Source organism: Ruegeria sp. HKCCD6647-2, from assembly GCF_057221075.1.
In genome coordinates, this window is record NZ_JBWVBD010000001.1 from 1,003,367 (window position 1) to 1,018,940 (window position 15,574).

Genomic DNA, 15,574 nt, shown 5'->3' on the forward strand with positions numbered 1-15,574 from the left:
TGTGACGCAGGTCGAAAATCGCGTTTTTTGTGACCATTTAGGGCGTCTTGCGCGGCTGAAATGTTGTGTTCTCACCCACCCGCATGGCATAAGGCCGCACCCGGACAGTGAGAAGAATTCATGGACCTACTCAACGCGCTTGTCGCGCTTACGAACTTTGTCATCGTGCCAGCGATTGCCTATGGCAGCCAGCTGGCGCTCGGAGCGCTGGGGGTCACGCTGATCTACGGCATTCTGCGGTTCTCGAACTTTGCCCATGGCGACACGATGGCCTTTGGCGCGATGATCGCCGTGCTGGTCACTTGGGCGTTGCAGGCCGCAGGCGTCAGCTTTGGGCCTTTGCCTACTGCCCTTCTGGCCCTGCCCTTTGCCATTTTGGGCTGCATCATCCTCGTGTTGATCACCGACAGGCTTGTTTACCGCTTTTACCGAGATCAAAAGGCCAAACCAGTCATATTGGTGATCGTTTCGATGGGCGTGATGTTCATCATGAATGGCCTGGTGCGGTTTATCATCGGTCCCGACGACCAACGGTTCTCGGATGGCGCACGGTTCTTGATTTCCGCTCGGGATTTCAAGGCCATGACCGGATTGAACGAGGGCCTTGCGATCCGAACTTCTCAGGCGCTCACAGTTGTGGTCGCGGTTGTTGCAGTAGCGCTGTTGTTCTGGTTCCTCAACAAAACGCGGACCGGAAAATCGATGCGTGCGTATTCTGACAATGAGGATCTGGCGCTGCTGTCCGGCATCAATCCCGAACGTGTGGTGATGATCACATGGATCATCGTCGCAGCCTTGGCAACGACGGCGGGCGTTCTTTATGGGTTAGACAAAAGCTTCAAGCCCTTCGTCTATTTCCAACTGCTGCTGCCCATCTTCGCGTCGGCCATCGTGGGTGGCCTCGGCAATCCTCTGGGTGCCATTGCGGGCGGGTTCATCATCGCGTTTTCCGAGGTCACGATTACCTATGCGTGGAAGAAAGTGCTGACTTACGTTGCACCGGAAAGCCTTGCCCCGTCGGGCTTGGTGCAGTTTCTGTCGACCGACTACAAATTCGCCGTCAGCTTTGTGATCTTGCTGATCGTGCTTCTGTTCAAGCCCACGGGTCTGTTTAAGGGGAAAGCAGTATGACCGAGTCCGTCAAAAACACGCTGCTTTTCGTCGTCGTTGGCAGCCTGATTCTGCTGACAGGTTTCACGCAAAGTTGGAACGCCGCCATCCTGATCCTGAACATGGGTCTGATCTCGGCCATCATGGCCATCGGTGTGAACCTGCAGTGGGGCTTTGCCGGTCTGTTCAACGTGGGTGTCATGGGCTTTGTCGCGCTCGGCGGTCTGGCGGTTGTGCTGGTATCGACCTCTCCGACGCCTGGAGCGTGGTCCGCAGGGGGTTACGGGATCGTTCTGGCCCTTTTGTTAGGGGCAGCCACAGTTGTGGCCGCGGTTCTAGTCGCGCAGAAGTTACCGAAGGGACGTGCGCAAACCTTGTCGATCATTGGTATTCTGGTGATCGGATTTTTTGTCTATCGCGCGATCTTCGATCCAAATGCAGCAGCGGTCGAAGCAATAAACCCGGCGGTAGAAGGCAACCTTGGGGGTCTGAACCTTCCGGTTTTGTTGGCCTGGCCAGCAGGTGGACTGCTGGCGGCAGGGGCTGCGTGGTTGATCGGTAAAACGGCGCTGGGCCTGCGGTCGGATTATCTGGCGATTGCAACGCTGGGTATTGCCGAGATCATCATCGCGATCATGAAGAACGAAGACTGGCTGGCCCGAGGCGTCAAGAATGTCTACGGAATTCCCCGCCCCGCGCCCGTTGTCGGCTATGAAGTCGAGCTTCAGAAAGATCCGTCGTTCATCGCCCGCGCCGAGTGGTTCGGGCTGGACCCGGTGACAGCGTCAACCCTTTCGGTCAAACTGGGCTATTCGCTGCTGTTCCTGATCGTTTTGCTGGTGCTGCTCTGGATGGCGCAGATGGCCCTAAAAAGCCCTTGGGGCCGCATGATGCGCGCCATTCGGGACAATGAAGTGGCAGCCGAGGCGATGGGCAAGGACGTCACCCGCCGTCATTTGCAAATCTTTGTTCTGGGTTCCGCGATCTGTGGTATCGCAGGCGCCATGATGACCACATTGGATGGTCAGTTGACACCCAGCGCTTATCAGCCGTTGCGGTTTACCTTTCTCGTCTGGGTCATGGTGATCGTCGGCGGATCAGGTAACAACTTCGGAGCGGTTCTGGGTGCCTTCCTGATTTGGTTCCTATGGGTACAGGTCGAACCGATCGGCCTGTGGTTGATGAGCGCAGTTACCGCCGGGCTACCCGATGGCAGCGCACTCAAAACACATCTGATCGAGAGTGCGGCGCATATGCGCCTGTTCACGATGGGCCTGATTCTGCTGATTGTTCTCAGGTTCAGCCCAAGGGGGTTGATCCCCGAGAAATAGGCAAAACTTCACCCAGAATGCCGTGACCGCGCCGCCAATCGGCGCGGTTTCTTGTTTCAAAGGTTAAAAAAGAATAAACGAGTGTACCGTCTATCACCACTTCGGCGGTACCTGACGGCTGGACCCCACTCTGCATCCGTCCGGTTTTTAACGATCACTGTGTTCACGAAAGAAAGAGCAGCATAGCCCATGCAGAAACCACTCAGACTTACTGCGACGCTGGCCGTATTGATGGCCCCCCTATCCGCCTGTGTGCCAACCCCGGAAGAGTTGGAAACGACGCCCGTTCAGGTGAAGACGCCAAAGGGTGTTGTGACATGTCAGTTGTACCGGCATGATCGTGTTTCGTGGGATCGCGCAATCAATTTCCCGGCCACCAAAATGTCGGTGCCCGAGGCGGACAACTACTGCAAACAGGAAGGCTTGCGCCGGTTGAACAAATAAAGGGCGCAGCGCCCTGTCGGAAATTGGCGGGGCGCTTTATTCGGTCACCGGTTCCGAAACAACCCGCCTAATATGCCGCGCACGATGCGTCGGCCCGTTGTGCCTTTCAATTCCTTGATGACTGCTTCGCTCATGGCGGTTGCAAACGTGTCCTTCTTGCGTGTCACACGAGATGAAGATCGCCCGACCCGACTGCCCGAGTACCGGCGTGCCGATGCATATTCGCGCTCGATCGGTGATTGCTGCTCGAAGATGTCTTCGGATTCTGCAGCAGCAGCCTCCTGCGCGGCGGTATTTGCCCGGGCCTGGAGAATTTCAAAGGCCGACTTCCGATCTATGCTCTTGTCGTACTTCGCGGCCATCGGCGAGGATACCAGGATCGCCTGGCGATCTGCATCGCCTATGGGCCCTAGCTGAGACCCGGGCGGGCGGATCAGGGTTCGCTCGACCATGCCCGGCACGCCTTTCTTTTGCAGCATGGATGTCACGGCCTCACCCACGCCTACCTCGCGGATAGCGATTTCCGTGTCGAATTCCGGGTTCTCCCTATAGGTCTCGGCGGCCAGCCGCAGGTTCTTTCGGTCCTTCGCTGTAAACGCCCGTAAAGCGTGCTGAATACGGTTGCCCAATTGGCCCAGAATGTCCTCGGGAACATCGGCCGGGTTCTGAGTGATAAAGTAGACACCAACACCCTTGGACCGGATCAGACGCGCGACCTGTTCCACTTTGTCGACCAGAACCTTGGGCGCGTCATCAAACAGAAGGTGGGCTTCGTCAAAGAAAAACACCAGCTTAGGTTTGTCTGGATCTCCAACCTCGGGCAGTTCTTCAAACAACTCGCTCAGCAGCCACAAAAGAAACGTAGCGTACAGCCTTGGCGCACCCATCAACTTGTCCGAAGCGAGGATATTGACCACCCCATGGCCGTTCTCATCGGTCCGCATAAGGTCGGAAAGATCCAGAGCAGGCTCGCCAAACAGGTTCGTGCCGCCCTGATTTTCCAGCACCAGCAACCGGCGCTGAATGGCACCGATCGACGCCGTCGAGACATTGCCGTAACGCAGAGACAGCTGAGCGCGGTTTTCTCCGATCCAGACCAGCAGGGCCTGTAGATCCTTGAGATCCAGAAGTGGCATACCCTCTTCATCCGCAACCCGAAACGCGATGTTCAGGATGCCCTCCTGCGCCTCGCTCAGCTCCATCAGTCGCGACAGCAGGAGCGGGCCCATTTCGGTTACCGTCGTACGCACGGGATGGCCCTGTTCTCCGAAGAGGTCCCAGAAGGTCACCGGGCAGGCCGCATATGCGAATTTATCGAAACCGATCCGGTCTGCCCGATCCTGGAAGGCCTGATGCAGTTTGTGACCTTCACTGCCCGGCAATGCCAACCCGGACAAATCTCCTTTGACGTCCGACAGGAATACCGGCACACCGGCTTTGGAAAACCCTTCAGCCAGGATTTGCAACGTAACGGTTTTTCCCGTGCCCGTTGCCCCTGCAATCAGCCCGTGACGATTGGCATACTTCAAAGCCATGCCCTGCGCCTGCCCATAGTCCGGACCCGCGCCGCCGATGAAAATCTTGTCGCTCATAGAAAAACTGTCCCAATTTCTACCGATCTGCGCCAAGCATACAAAGTTAACCTTTGGCTGCGATAGTCATTTTGCTTTCTTTGCGGTTGTGCCCGTGAAGAGGCAAACTTCCTCCCTGTTGACTGGCCGTGCCCTTGGGCACGGCTTTTTTGGCTGGCAAAACGTAAATGCACTAAATGCTGGATTAAATTTTGCGGATAGATGTTGACCCACGGGAATTGCTCTCGTAACGTCTGCGCATAACTAAGTCGGCCAGTCCGACGGGGAGATACATTTCTTAAAGGGAGCCGCTTCACCGGCTCCCTTTTTCCTTGGCATCCCATGCAGTTGTCACCCGACTTTCGGCGGATTTCCGTTCAATTCTGGACGCCGATGCCGGTTTAACCCTGACACCACGGTTCTGCGGTGGTAGAGGAAACAAAAAGCTGGATCAGCAACACGAGGCATTCATGATCAGGAAACTTGTCCCATTCACTCTTGCGGCGGTGGCTCTGCTGAGCAGCGCAGCATACGCGCAGGAAACAACTGATACGCAGACCGACCAGTCTCAGGTCGGCAATGACCTCGATCTGGGAGAGTCCGGTCCACGCATTGGCGAGCAATACATCAAGGAGGAATCCGGTGATTGGGGCATTTCCTGTATCAAGGCACAGGAAGGAAACGACCCCTGTGCCATGGTTCAGATCCTCAAAGGCGCCCAGGGCGATCCGATTGCCGAAGTAACAATCGGCAAACTGCCCGAAGGTGGCGCTGCGGTAGCTTGGGCAAATGTGGTGGTGCCGCTTGAAACCCTGCTGCAGGCTCAGCTTGCGGTCTCCATCGATGGTGCCCCGCGGAAACTGTACAACTATCACCACTGTATCCCGGTTGGATGCGTCGCGCAGCTGGGGCTGACACAGGGTGATATCGATGCCATGAAATCTGGTACCAAAGCCGTACTGTCACTGGTGCCCGCGCGCGTGCCAGACCAGGTCCTCAACATGGATATGTCACTGAGCGGATTTACCTCGGCATTCGACAGCCTGAGTCCATCGGTAAACTAATAACCGCAAACAAGTAACTGAAAAGCCGCTGCGTTTCCGCGGCGGCTTTCTTTACACCCGCTTCAACGCAAGAACTGCGTTGAGACCTCCGAAGGCAAAGGCGTTGCTTAGCGCCACATCCACCTTGGCTTCGCGCGCTTCATTCGGAACCACATCCAGCGCGCATTCCGGGTCGGGTTCTTCATACCCGATCGTTGGTGCAATGACGCCATCGCGCAGGGCCATAATACAGGCCAGAAGTTCAACCGCGCCTGTGCCGCCGATCAGGTGCCCGTGCATGGATTTGGTCGAAGAGATCATCAGATCATCCGCGTGCGGGCCAAACACATCTGCGACGGCAGCACATTCGGTTTTGTCGTTGGCCGCAGTTCCGGTTCCGTGGGCATTGATATAACCCACATCGCTTGCATTCAGTCTTGCATCTCGCAGGGCGCCAGCCATGGCGCGCGATGCGCCCTGTTTGCTGGGCATGACGATATCTGCAGCATCCGAAGACATTGCAAACCCCACAACCTCGCACAGGATACCCGCCCCCCGCGCACGGGCGTGCTCGTATTCCTCAAAGACAAAAGCGCCGGCACCTTCGCCCTGAACCATGCCATTGCGGTTTGCGCTGAAAGGACGGCAGGCGTCTTTGGACATGACGCGCAGGCCCTCCCACGCTTTGACGCCGCCAAAGCATAGCATCGATTCCGAGCCGCCAGTGATCATTGCCGGGGCCGCACCACTGCGTACCATCTGAAAGGCCAGCGCCATCGCGTGGTTCGAAGACGCGCACGCTGTGGACACGGTGAAACTCGGGCCTTTCAGGTTGTGCTCCATCGACACGTGGCTTGCGGCCGCGTTGTTCATCAGTTTGGGGACCACAAATGGGTGAACGCGATTCTTGCCGTCTTCATAAACCGAGCGGTAGTTGTCATCCCATGTCGAAACGCCGCCACCTGCAGTGCCGAGCACCACACCGGAACGCGCTGCAACGTCTCCGTGAAACACGATACCCGATTGATCGATAGCCTCTTTTGCGGCTGTCAGAGTGAACTGCGTGAACCGGTCATAAAGCGTCATCTGTTGGCGGTTGAACCGCCCTTCGGCTTCAAAACCACGAACCTGGCCACCGATTTTGATTGCAAGCCGTTCGACATCGCGAAATTCAAGCTCGGATATACCGCACCGCCCTTCACGCATCGCTTCAAGCGTGTCGGGAACAGAATGGCCCAGCGAATTAATGGTGCCGGCGCCCGTAATGACAACGCGTTTCATAGCGCCTGTCAGACCTTTTCCGCCACGAGCTTTTCAATCCCCGCGATGATCGCAGCCACGTTCGAAATGTCGAAATCGCTGGCTGTTGGTTCATTGGCATTGAAGGGAATCGATATGTCGAATTCCTCTTCGATCGCAAAAATGCTTTCGACCAGACCCAGACTGTCGATGCCCAGATCCTCCAGCGTGCTGTCGGGTGTCACATCCGATGGCTCCAGCACGGCTTGCTCGGCAATAATTGCGATGACGCGGTCGCTGATGCTCATGTCGATCCCCTGATTGTCGCGTTGGGGATGATTTAATCGCTTGAGGGCTGTTTGAAAACAGCCTTTTTCAACGCCTCAATGTCGCGGGCCAGCCGCGGCAATCGACGCTGCGCTTTGTAAATGTCCGTATGGCTTTCCATTTTTATTCCGGGGTATCCCATGATGACGCGCCCTGCGGGAACGTTTGAAAGAATTTTGGTCCCGCCACCCGAAATCACGCCGTCCCCAATGAAAATGTTGTCGACCACACCGGTCTGACCGCCCAGCACAACGTTGTTGCCGATTTCAACAGAACCGGACACACCGGTCTGACCGCAGAGCAGGCAGTCCTGCCCGACGCGTGTGTTGTGCCCAACATGAACAAGGTTATCGAGCTTCGATCCACTGCCGATCACCGTGTTCCGGATCGTTCCGTTATCCACGGTACAATTGGCGCCGACTTCGACGTCATCGCCGATTTCCACTGCGCCCAGGGAATGGATGCGCAGCCAGTTCTGTGCCTTGGCATCACCCTGATCGCCCATGGTTTTACGTGCATTCTCGGCTCCTGAAATCTCGGGCGTCACAAAGCTGAAACCGTCTCCACCGATCCGGGCTCCGGGCTGGGCAATGAACCGATCACCGACGATGGCCCGCGCCCCGATGCTGACCATCTCTCGTAAGACGGCGTCCTTGCCCAAAGTCGCGTCCATGCCGATCACGCAGTGGGAACCGATCACAGCGCCCGATCCGATTTGCGCTCGCGCCCCGACGACTGCGAGCGGACCAATCGATACATCTGCTCCGATCTCCGCGGTCGGATCGACAACAGCCGAAGGGTGAATGCCGGGCAAAACCCCCTGCCCGCGGTCCAGCATGGACGTGATCCCCGCCATCGCCATTCGTGGCCGACCGACAAAGATAGCCGCGTCAAGTCCCAGCGCTTTCCAGTCCGCACCCTCCCACAACACGGCCGCACGCGCCGAACCAGAAGCCAGGGATTCAGCGTATTTCGGCGACATCGCCATCGCCAGGTCGGTTGGCCCAGCGTCGCCGGGTTCGGCGGCGCGCAGGATGGTCAGGTTGGTGTGACCTTCGGCTTCGGCACCAATGGCTTGGGCGATCTGTTGAACGGTGTACTGCATCGTGGGCTTCCTTGTGGCAGGACTTGCCCCGTGATTACCCCTGAACGTCCGGCAGGACCACCCCTGCCTTTTGCAACGCCTCCCAGATCTTGTGATCCCGGTTGTAGACATCGCGCCGATACTGAATGTCACCCTTGGGTCCGACATATGCGGTCCGGTAGATCAGATGCACGGGGACGGGTTGATCCAGAGGCACCGTTGTCTCTTTCCCGGTAGCCAGAACACGATGGAAGAAGGCTTTGGGGTCTTCCTCCTGCCGCGCCAGCAAGGCATACGCAAATTCAAAGGGTTGCGCCAATCGAATGCAACCGTGCGAAAACGCCCTCACTTCCCGTGCGAACAGATTTTTCTGAGGCGTATCATGCAGATAGATGTTGTACTTGTTGGGGAACATGAACTTTACCAGCCCCAGCGCGTTGCTTTTGCTGGGCGGCTGGCGCATCGCAAACGGGAAGTCGCGCGCGGTAAATTGGGTAAAATCGACCGCCTCTCGGTTCACCTGTCGCCCGGTGCGATCTGTGATCTGGATATGACCAACCGCATTCGGATTGGATTGCAGTTTCGGCAGATATTCCTTGGTGATGATCGAACGCGGCACATACCAGCTGGGATTGATCACCATATGCTCCATCTGGTCCGAAAATTCAGGGCTGCGGCGATCATGGGTGTTTTTACCGATGACCGCGCGGGTTTCGAAAGTCACCTGCCCCTCGTCCACGATCTTTGCCGAGAAATCTGCCTGATTAACAAGAATGTGCCGTTTTCCGCGCTGCTTCGGCAACCAACGCTCACGCTCAAGGGCGACCAAAACTGACTTGAGCCTGTCTGACGCCGGACGGTTGAGTTCTGTGATCGTACCCTTACCTGCGACGCCATCCGGTTCCAGCCCGTGAGCAGTCTGAAAGGCCCGAACCGCCGCCAAAAGATCAGCGTCGAATTTTGGATTGGCCGTGGGCTTCAGATACCCCATCGAAACCAGCCGGTTTCGTAACTTGATGACGTTCGGCCCAGAGTCACCCAGCTCCAGCTTAGTCACGGGAACCGTTGCCCCCCAGCCACCTTGAGCGATCAGGTGTTCCAGCGCGATCTTCTGCTTCATCAATGCCCGATACTGCGTTGATTGCGGTGCAATTTTGGCAATGTAGCTTCCTGCAGGGGCAGACGACACCAATTCCAGGTGTTCGGCAGTTGGTCGCCGCTCGACCTCTCTGACAAGACCATCATCGATTTTAGACGGATTGATTGTCCCCGAGTGCATGTCCCGGGCATATTTGAGGAATACACGGGTCATTTCAGCTTCCAACAACCCGAGATCGCGGATCGTTCTAGCCCCTTCCATGCGTTCAATAAGGGATTGCACGTCATATCGCGCTGTCGGCAGTCCATGCATATCCGTCGTCGACAACGCCTTGATCAACGCAGCGCGCCGGGCTGCATGTTCAGGCGTGTCTCCAACCCAAATCGGTTCAAATCCGCTTTGCCGATAGAACGTGGCGACGTCCTTTTCCTGCGCCGTCGTCTCGGCCACTGCCAACTGGAACGCCGTGCTGTCGGTTCCCGCCTGAACGACAGAACCGGATACCGCGAAACAAGCGGCGATGAAAAGACTGGTACATGTCCGAAAGACAGAGGGCATAGGATGTCCTTGGTTATTCAATGACTTGGTCGCCCCTAACAAAGGCGCCTGCGAAATAATGTTTTGCACCGCCGCAGAAGTCTATTCACAAATCCATCATCAAGGGTCATCTTTCGGGCCGTGATGCGCGTTTGCATCGCGAGCGGTTAAGCGCCGAATATCTGTGGCAAAACTGTGCACGTTCGCATCAGTTGCGCAAAAAACTGCCGAAAATTCCCCCTTGAATTCGCATTCATCAAAGATTCCTTGGCGCGTGATTCCAACTGTGCCATAAAATCCGCATCTGGGATGGGGAAAAATTTAAGAACGCGCGCGTAACATCGTGTGCAGGCAGGAACAGTACGGGACGAAACAAGAAATGACCAAGAGCAGTACATCGGGCTTGACCCGGCGTGCCCTATTAGGCGCATTCGCAGCCACGGCAGTCGTGGCAGCTCCCACTTATTCCAATGCGGCTGGTTTTCTCCGTGGCGGTGGCGACATTCGCCGAATTCGCATGTATTCGGGTCGCACGGGTGAACGCATCGACATGATTTACTGGGTCGATGGCAAGTATGTCAAACAAGCCGTCAAGGAAATTAACCACTTCATGCGCGACTGGCGCAGCGATCAGGTCAAGGAAATGGACCTGCGTACCATCGATATCATGGCCGCATCGCACAACCTGCTGGACGTCAGCGAACCCTACATGCTGCTGTCGGGCTATCGCTCGCCGCAGACCAATGCAATGCTGCGGTCCCGCTCGCGTGGCGTTGCCAGAAACTCGCTTCACATGAAAGGCCAGGCTGCGGATCTGCGCTTGTCCTCTCGTTCGGTTTCGCAAATGGCGAAGGCCGCAATGTCCTGCCGCGCTGGTGGTGTCGGGCAATACTACCGGTCGAATTTCGTGCACATGGATTGCGGCGACATCCGAACCTGGCGCGGCTGATTCAAACCAAACCCCGTACTTGGAAACGTACCCCCTCAGACAAGTCTGCTGGGGGTTTGTTTTTGTGCACTTCATTGCGACTACCAACACATCACGGTGCTAGATGCAGCCCGGGGTATAATCCAATTGGGAATTGAGTGGCGCACCTGAGAGGATTTTCTACCAATTTTAGCTTCGGCATTATTATTATTTTATAAATAGTTACGTCAACACCAACGCCACACGTGTCACTCTTTGTGTCACCCTTGAGGATTTCGGATCAACTTTTCATCCCAATCAACAGATCACTTCCACAATCACTGGGCCATTAGCATCTTCGTCTACGTCAACACACCGAAATGCAATGAGTAAGCGTTACGGGCGAAAGTCTCTCATTCGTTGAGCCAGAAACATGGCTTAGGCTTATTCGGCTATCTCAGGGCGCACCACCAGCAATTCTCCTTGATGAAAGGAGTTTGGGTCAACATAGATACTGCCAGTGACGGCACTTGATGTTCCTCGACTATGTCCAATCGGAACAGTTTGAAGTTGCTTTGCTGCTGCTGGACTAAGAGGAACAATCTTGCCAGGATTCTGAAGAACCAAGATAGCCCAATCCCTTAGTGGACCCTTAGTTGTAGGGTCGTCCTGTGGGTTTTCTGCGAGAATACCAACAGCAATTTCTGTCATTTGCGCTGCTGTCGTGCGTGTATTCGACTGCACGTTCAACACAGCAATTGTTACTCCTACAACTACTGGGATCAGCACCGCACCAGTGATCTTGCCGATAACCTCCGCTTTGTCCCAGTGATCTTTAGTCATCTGTTTTTATTTCCTCTTGGTCACTTATGATCCGATAGAATGGCGCCCTTCCTGTTCCGAGGCGCTGGGCAATTTCTGAGGGACCGACCCCCTTTGAACGCGATTTCAAAACGTCATCGGTCTTTGCACGTGCCGTTGGCTTCAGCTTTCCAGTAGACCAAAGTGAAGGCTTGTCTCAATTCACTGCTGGGATAGAACACGCTGGGCAAGCTTTCGAACACGTTCTACATCGCTATATTCTGGTGAGACAATCTTACCGTGAGCAATGTCGTCCCGAACTTTCTTTAGCGATTTGAACTCAGAAATGTCGTCGCTACTAATGCCTTTCCAGACGCATGTAGCACACCAAATGAAGCGAGGCGTTAGGTCCTTCATGAAGTCTTTTCTTATCTCGAACAATGCTCTGGCTTCAGGTGCAATTCGAGCATCCGGGTGAAAGAGCCTTTCTATATGAGCCTTGTGGTCTATGCGATTGAAGGTCTTGTGCGTCGTTGTCTCTATTGACAGAAACAGAAAAAGAAATGCCTTCAAGTCGTCCTTTTCTCGCATCCCTTGCTCCAAGAACTTAGCTGATTTGTAGTTGACTTGTTCTGCAATCGACCTCGCCGAAGCCATGCCATCTGACAAATCCGCATCATTAATGTTTACAGTAACCGTTCCTTTACCAAAAATAGACAAACCAAGATCGTGAACATTCTCGCCCTGATCCGTAACCCCAAACGCCGTGGAATGTACAAAATCAAAACCGATGGTCCCCAGTGATTTCTGGAACTCACAGGACAGACCAGTCAAGAAACGAGGCAAAATCGCAGACTTAGTGGCCCTTAGGTCAGCACGGGCATCTAAGAACGCCTCATAGGTGAGCAGTGTTTCACTTTCTCTCTTGGTCCAGCAGTTTGTAGCTGTATGGGGTGGAGTTGGGCCAAGCAAAACAACCAGGTAAGGTGGCTGACATTCGTTTTCTTTTTCCCACGCTTCCAAGTCATCCGAAAAGTCATCGTTAGTCAGCAATCTGCATACGCTGTTTAGGTTGTTTCCAAATGCAAATTTAAACTCTGTGCCGTCCAGCTCCCAAGAAAACAACGAGCTTGTAACATCTGAAAGGCTGAGGCCGCCAGTTTTGTAGACATGCAAGCCGTAGAATTTCGCTACAATTGAAGCCTGTTCCGGTATTTTTTTGAAACCGGTCAACTCCAAAGCGTAATCTGACAGAGGCATCACGTTCCAATCTGGGTTGAGCTCGCATAGCTAAAATGAGTGATTCAGCATGGTGTGCTAAATTCTAGCATTCTCAATACTATCCGTATGTGGGAACCGTCTACATTTTGGTGGATGCAGGGGATCAAAACTCCCCGTGCGAGGTTTATAATGCCTCTGCCTTCGGAGGACAGCGACCTACGATCAATTGATCGACAGCTAACTAACAGTAGATTGTGCCATTTTGCCTTTGAGCACTTAACATATACACAATCTTGAATTGATCGAATTTGATGACCCACAAGCCAATGGAAAGCGCTCTGAACCTGTGGCGCCAGAAAAATACCACCCTTAGCCGTTGGCACCCCAGAGTTATTGAGAAGGTCCGCAATGGGCCTCAGGCTGAACCTTTCTGGTCGTTACACATCCATTAACAACCAAAACAACACAGCTAGTGAGTGCTTCTAGCAGAAGCTAACAACCACTAGCTGCGCATTTTGTCGTCTATTTCAGCACTGACCTTCCACAGCGACTGACTGATGAGCCTCATTAACGATCCGATAGACCGATCTCTGAGAAATACTTAAGCGCTGGGCGATCTCGTGCTTCTTGTAGCCTTGCCCTAGTAACTGAAGCACCTCTGAAGCCCTCATACGTGCCGTTGGTTTTCTGCCTTTGTATTTTCCCTCAGCTTTGGCTTTTGCTATTCCCTCTCGCTGCCGCTCCAACATCATCTCTCTCTCGAATTGAGCGATGGACCCAAGGACATTCAGCATCAGCTTCCCCGTAGCCGTTGAAGTATCAAGGGACATATCGAGTACTCTTAGAGCGACGCCTCTTTGAGTTAAGTCGTCCACGATCTCGCCTAGATGCCTGACTGAACGAGCAAGGCGGTCAAGCTTGGTGACAATGAGGACATCTCCTTCTCTACAGTAGCTGAGAGCTTCACTGAGCGCCTCTCTACGGGCAACAGAAGAGACTTGTTCGAAGTAGACCCTCTCACATCCAGCTTCTGTGAGTGTCGTCTGTTGGGCTTCTAGTCCTGCTTGTTGTTCCAGTGTAGATGTTCTTGCGTATCCGATGATCATGGTGGTGATCTCCTTTAGATTCCTAGACGTTGAGGCAATTGCTTGCCAAAAGCCGAGATCGACTTCATTGCCACCATTTCCGCCACCCTGAGAGGATGGACACAGAACCTTGGCCTATTGGCAGCATTTTTTGTCTGGAAACAAAGGGGTGGGGGGTTTTAGAAACCGACTTCAAAAAGGAGGGGGTTTATTGTTCTTATTATTAACTGTGAAAAAACGGTTCCTTAGTGGGTCAGAATCTGGAAGGTTCGTGCACCGGACATTTGATGGCTAAAAGAAGTTGTCAGATGTCCGCTTCGAGCCCAGAGCGGGCATGCTGCTTGACAGCTTCTGGACTAAAGGACGTGTCTTGAAACTTGCCTGCTACGTGATACTCGTCTGAGATGGAAAACACAGAACCCAAGAAGTCCAAGGCGACGGTCCGCAAGCGTGCAGATGCGATAAAGGCATTTCGCTGCAAGAACTTGATTGCCGTCATAGAAGATCCGGTCGATATCAAGAACATCGGAACGGTCATTCGCAACGCAAACGCACTAGGCGTTGAAAAGGTCTATATCGTCGATCCGCGCAAAGCCTTGCCGGAAAATTGGCAAGAGATGCGAGAGCGAAAGTCGCTGTCTAAGACCTCTGTGTCGGCGGTGAAATGGACATTTGTGAAGCGGTTCGATAGCACTGACGAGTGTCTTAACCATCTGGAAAAGCAAGGGTTTATATCGGTCGTCACATCACCTCACGTGAAAGGAAAGAAAAACGTCTTTCTTCACGAAGGTGATTTCACGACACACACCAAGTTGGCTGTATGGTTCGGAAACGAAAAACGCGGTATCACAGACAGCGCGGTAGAACGCAGCGAGATGTGTGTCGCTGTTCCAATGTTCGGAATGATCGAAAGCCTAAACCTAGGTACAAGCTCGGGCATTGTTCTCTATGAAGTAACTAAGCAACGCAGAGAATATCAGAGCAAATATCGACGCGGTCGAAACAAAGGGAAACGCTCCAAGCCTTTGCCCACGGTAATGCTTCGTGAAGACCACGACAGCTAGCGTAACGTTTAATTTGAATGGCGGCTCTGTCCGCTTCGAGCCCTAAGTAACTTACAACTTGTCCGGTCTGCTAGACATCCATGCCCTGTGCTTGTTTTCAAGCTTGCCAATCCAGTTCGGTTGCAGGCTGATTACATCGAAGCCTCCGTCATATGGTGCAAGCACGGTTTGAGTGTCCTCGGAAAATAGAATTGCACGTTCTTGGTCTTCCGCGATTTGAATAATAAGCCTGTCCAAAGAACTTGGCTTCCACTCCAATACACTTGCAAAGAACGTAATCTCAGACTGGTCATCCGGCTCTTCGTCTTCGTCGATCCAAGTCATCGACACCGGCTGGCTCACGCAGACGGGCAAATCATTGTTCTTAGATGCAAAATTCTTGAAACGTCCAACTGCTATCCAAACCCGTGCGCGTTCTCCAAAGCACTCCGTAGCAAGGGTGTTGGCCCTATGAACAATGATGTCCCTTTCATCATCGGAACCCGCATAGCGCTTGGACTCAGGTAGAGCATGAAATCTCGTCCATTGGTCGAAAAAATCGCGCCTCAGTACGTGTCCGAGCGGGGGGCTCTTCCCGAAGGACTGTCGCCACGCCTTCGAGAATTCGGCTGCCTGATCAGGGGGGGTGTTTTCTGACATGCCCTCTTGAATAACTCAAAACCTTAAACGGCTGCAATGTCCACTTCCGAGCCCAAACCGCCGTTGACATCT

Annotated in this window: 15 protein-coding genes; 6 read left to right on the top strand and 9 right to left on the bottom strand. The window is 54.1% G+C overall.

Going from position 1 to position 15,574, the window contains the following annotated elements; translation table 11 throughout:
• The first annotated feature begins 120 nt into the window (after positions 1-120).
• The 3 genes from AC2TDJ_RS04885 to AC2TDJ_RS04895 all read left to right on the top strand — a co-directional run bounded on the left by AC2TDJ_RS04885 (position 121) and on the right by AC2TDJ_RS04895 (position 2,885).
• Entirely contained in the window at positions 121-1,131 is a 1,011-nt protein-coding gene (locus tag AC2TDJ_RS04885) for a branched-chain amino acid ABC transporter permease (protein ID WP_480839777.1), read from the top strand.
• Positions 1,128-2,441 (top strand): branched-chain amino acid ABC transporter permease, encoded by a 1,314-nt coding sequence (locus AC2TDJ_RS04890; protein WP_480839779.1) that lies wholly within the window; start codon positions 1,128-1,130, stop codon positions 2,439-2,441. The genes AC2TDJ_RS04885 and AC2TDJ_RS04890 overlap by 4 nt, the downstream gene beginning before the upstream one ends.
• 189 nt (positions 2,442-2,630) lie before the next feature.
• Positions 2,631-2,885 (top strand): hypothetical protein, encoded by a 255-nt coding sequence (locus AC2TDJ_RS04895; RefSeq protein ID WP_480839780.1) that lies wholly within the window; start codon positions 2,631-2,633, stop codon positions 2,883-2,885.
• 44 nt (positions 2,886-2,929) lie between these two features.
• Here the strand turns inward: AC2TDJ_RS04895 and AC2TDJ_RS04900 are convergent, their stop codons facing one another.
• On the bottom strand, positions 2,930-4,477 hold the full coding sequence (locus AC2TDJ_RS04900; protein WP_480839782.1) for a helicase HerA-like domain-containing protein: 1,548 nt from the start codon (positions 4,475-4,477) through the stop codon (positions 2,930-2,932).
• A gap of 449 nt (positions 4,478-4,926) precedes the next feature.
• On the opposite strand from AC2TDJ_RS04900, the gene AC2TDJ_RS04905 reads away from it, so the two are divergent.
• Entirely contained in the window at positions 4,927-5,520 is a 594-nt protein-coding gene (locus AC2TDJ_RS04905) for an invasion associated locus B family protein (RefSeq protein WP_480839784.1), read from the top strand.
• Positions 5,521-5,571: 51 nt separating this feature from the next.
• On the opposite strand, the gene AC2TDJ_RS04910 is transcribed toward AC2TDJ_RS04905, so the two are convergent.
• Genes AC2TDJ_RS04910 through AC2TDJ_RS04925 form a run of 4 tightly spaced genes read right to left on the bottom strand, consistent with a single transcriptional unit; the run spans position 5,572 to position 9,806 of the window.
• Entirely contained in the window at positions 5,572-6,780 is a 1,209-nt protein-coding gene (locus tag AC2TDJ_RS04910) for a beta-ketoacyl-[acyl-carrier-protein] synthase family protein (protein ID WP_480839786.1), read from the bottom strand.
• An 8-nt stretch (positions 6,781-6,788) separates the two neighbouring features.
• Positions 6,789-7,046: an acyl carrier protein gene (locus AC2TDJ_RS04915; RefSeq protein WP_170658574.1), complete on the bottom strand. Its 258-nt coding sequence runs from the start codon at positions 7,044-7,046 to the stop codon at positions 6,789-6,791.
• Positions 7,047-7,078: 32 nt separating this feature from the next.
• Complete coding sequence (lpxD, locus tag AC2TDJ_RS04920) at positions 7,079-8,170, bottom strand: UDP-3-O-(3-hydroxymyristoyl)glucosamine N-acyltransferase (RefSeq protein WP_480839788.1); 1,092 nt, start codon at positions 8,168-8,170, stop codon at positions 7,079-7,081.
• A gap of 34 nt (positions 8,171-8,204) precedes the next feature.
• Positions 8,205-9,806 (bottom strand): L,D-transpeptidase family protein, encoded by a 1,602-nt coding sequence (locus tag AC2TDJ_RS04925; protein WP_480839790.1) that lies wholly within the window; start codon positions 9,804-9,806, stop codon positions 8,205-8,207.
• Between the two features lie 358 nt (positions 9,807-10,164).
• Here AC2TDJ_RS04925 and mepK point away from each other — a divergent pair, with 358 nt between their 5' ends.
• Positions 10,165-10,734 carry a peptidoglycan L,D-endopeptidase MepK gene (mepK, locus tag AC2TDJ_RS04930; RefSeq protein WP_480839792.1) on the top strand — a complete coding sequence of 190 codons (570 nt, stop codon included), beginning with the start codon at positions 10,165-10,167 and terminating at the stop codon, positions 10,732-10,734.
• A 402-nt stretch (positions 10,735-11,136) separates the two neighbouring features.
• Here mepK and AC2TDJ_RS04935 read toward each other — a convergent pair whose 3' ends face one another.
• The 3 genes from AC2TDJ_RS04935 to AC2TDJ_RS04945 form a co-directional block, all read right to left on the bottom strand.
• Entirely contained in the window at positions 11,137-11,535 is a 399-nt protein-coding gene (locus AC2TDJ_RS04935; protein WP_480839794.1) for a hypothetical protein, read from the bottom strand.
• A gap of 180 nt (positions 11,536-11,715) precedes the next feature.
• A complete protein-coding gene (locus tag AC2TDJ_RS04940) occupies positions 11,716-12,753 on the bottom strand; it encodes a hypothetical protein (protein WP_480839796.1) in 1,038 nt (345 codons plus the stop codon).
• A 488-nt stretch (positions 12,754-13,241) separates the two neighbouring features.
• A complete protein-coding gene (locus tag AC2TDJ_RS04945; RefSeq protein ID WP_480839798.1) occupies positions 13,242-13,820 on the bottom strand; it encodes a recombinase family protein in 579 nt (192 codons plus the stop codon).
• A 383-nt stretch (positions 13,821-14,203) separates the two neighbouring features.
• On the opposite strand from AC2TDJ_RS04945, the gene AC2TDJ_RS04950 reads away from it, so the two are divergent.
• Positions 14,204-14,863: a TrmH family RNA methyltransferase gene (locus AC2TDJ_RS04950; protein ID WP_480839800.1), complete on the top strand. Its 660-nt coding sequence runs from the start codon at positions 14,204-14,206 to the stop codon at positions 14,861-14,863.
• A 51-nt stretch (positions 14,864-14,914) separates the two neighbouring features.
• On the opposite strand, the gene AC2TDJ_RS04955 is transcribed toward AC2TDJ_RS04950, so the two are convergent.
• Positions 14,915-15,502, bottom strand: a complete 588-nt coding sequence (locus AC2TDJ_RS04955) for a DUF3885 domain-containing protein (protein ID WP_480839802.1) — start codon at positions 15,500-15,502, stop codon at positions 14,915-14,917.
• Between the last annotated feature and the right edge of the window lie 72 nt (positions 15,503-15,574).

Bases quoted from the DNA above. Each gene is read 5' to 3' on its own strand.
- AC2TDJ_RS04915 (WP_170658574.1), bottom strand. From the start codon at position 7,046: ATGAGCATCAGCGACCGCGTCATCGCAATTATTGCCGAGCAAGCCGTG.
- AC2TDJ_RS04940 (WP_480839796.1), bottom strand. From the start codon at position 12,753: ATGCCTCTGTCAGATTACGCTTTGGAGTTGACCGGTTTCAAAAAAATA.
- AC2TDJ_RS04885 (WP_480839777.1), top strand. From the start codon at position 121: ATGGACCTACTCAACGCGCTTGTCGCGCTTACGAACTTTGTCATCGTG.
- AC2TDJ_RS04945 (WP_480839798.1), bottom strand. From the start codon at position 13,820: ATGATCATCGGATACGCAAGAACATCTACACTGGAACAACAAGCAGGA.
- AC2TDJ_RS04890 (WP_480839779.1), top strand. From the start codon at position 1,128: ATGACCGAGTCCGTCAAAAACACGCTGCTTTTCGTCGTCGTTGGCAGC.
- AC2TDJ_RS04910 (WP_480839786.1), bottom strand. From the start codon at position 6,780: ATGAAACGCGTTGTCATTACGGGCGCCGGCACCATTAATTCGCTGGGC.
- AC2TDJ_RS04955 (WP_480839802.1), bottom strand. From the start codon at position 15,502: ATGTCAGAAAACACCCCCCCTGATCAGGCAGCCGAATTCTCGAAGGCG.
- lpxD (WP_480839788.1), bottom strand. From the start codon at position 8,170: ATGCAGTACACCGTTCAACAGATCGCCCAAGCCATTGGTGCCGAAGCC.
- AC2TDJ_RS04950 (WP_480839800.1), top strand. From the start codon at position 14,204: ATGGAAAACACAGAACCCAAGAAGTCCAAGGCGACGGTCCGCAAGCGT.
- AC2TDJ_RS04925 (WP_480839790.1), bottom strand. From the start codon at position 9,806: ATGCCCTCTGTCTTTCGGACATGTACCAGTCTTTTCATCGCCGCTTGT.
- mepK (WP_480839792.1), top strand. From the start codon at position 10,165: ATGACCAAGAGCAGTACATCGGGCTTGACCCGGCGTGCCCTATTAGGC.
- AC2TDJ_RS04895 (WP_480839780.1), top strand. From the start codon at position 2,631: ATGCAGAAACCACTCAGACTTACTGCGACGCTGGCCGTATTGATGGCC.
- AC2TDJ_RS04905 (WP_480839784.1), top strand. From the start codon at position 4,927: ATGATCAGGAAACTTGTCCCATTCACTCTTGCGGCGGTGGCTCTGCTG.
- AC2TDJ_RS04935 (WP_480839794.1), bottom strand. From the start codon at position 11,535: ATGACTAAAGATCACTGGGACAAAGCGGAGGTTATCGGCAAGATCACT.
- AC2TDJ_RS04900 (WP_480839782.1), bottom strand. From the start codon at position 4,477: ATGAGCGACAAGATTTTCATCGGCGGCGCGGGTCCGGACTATGGGCAG.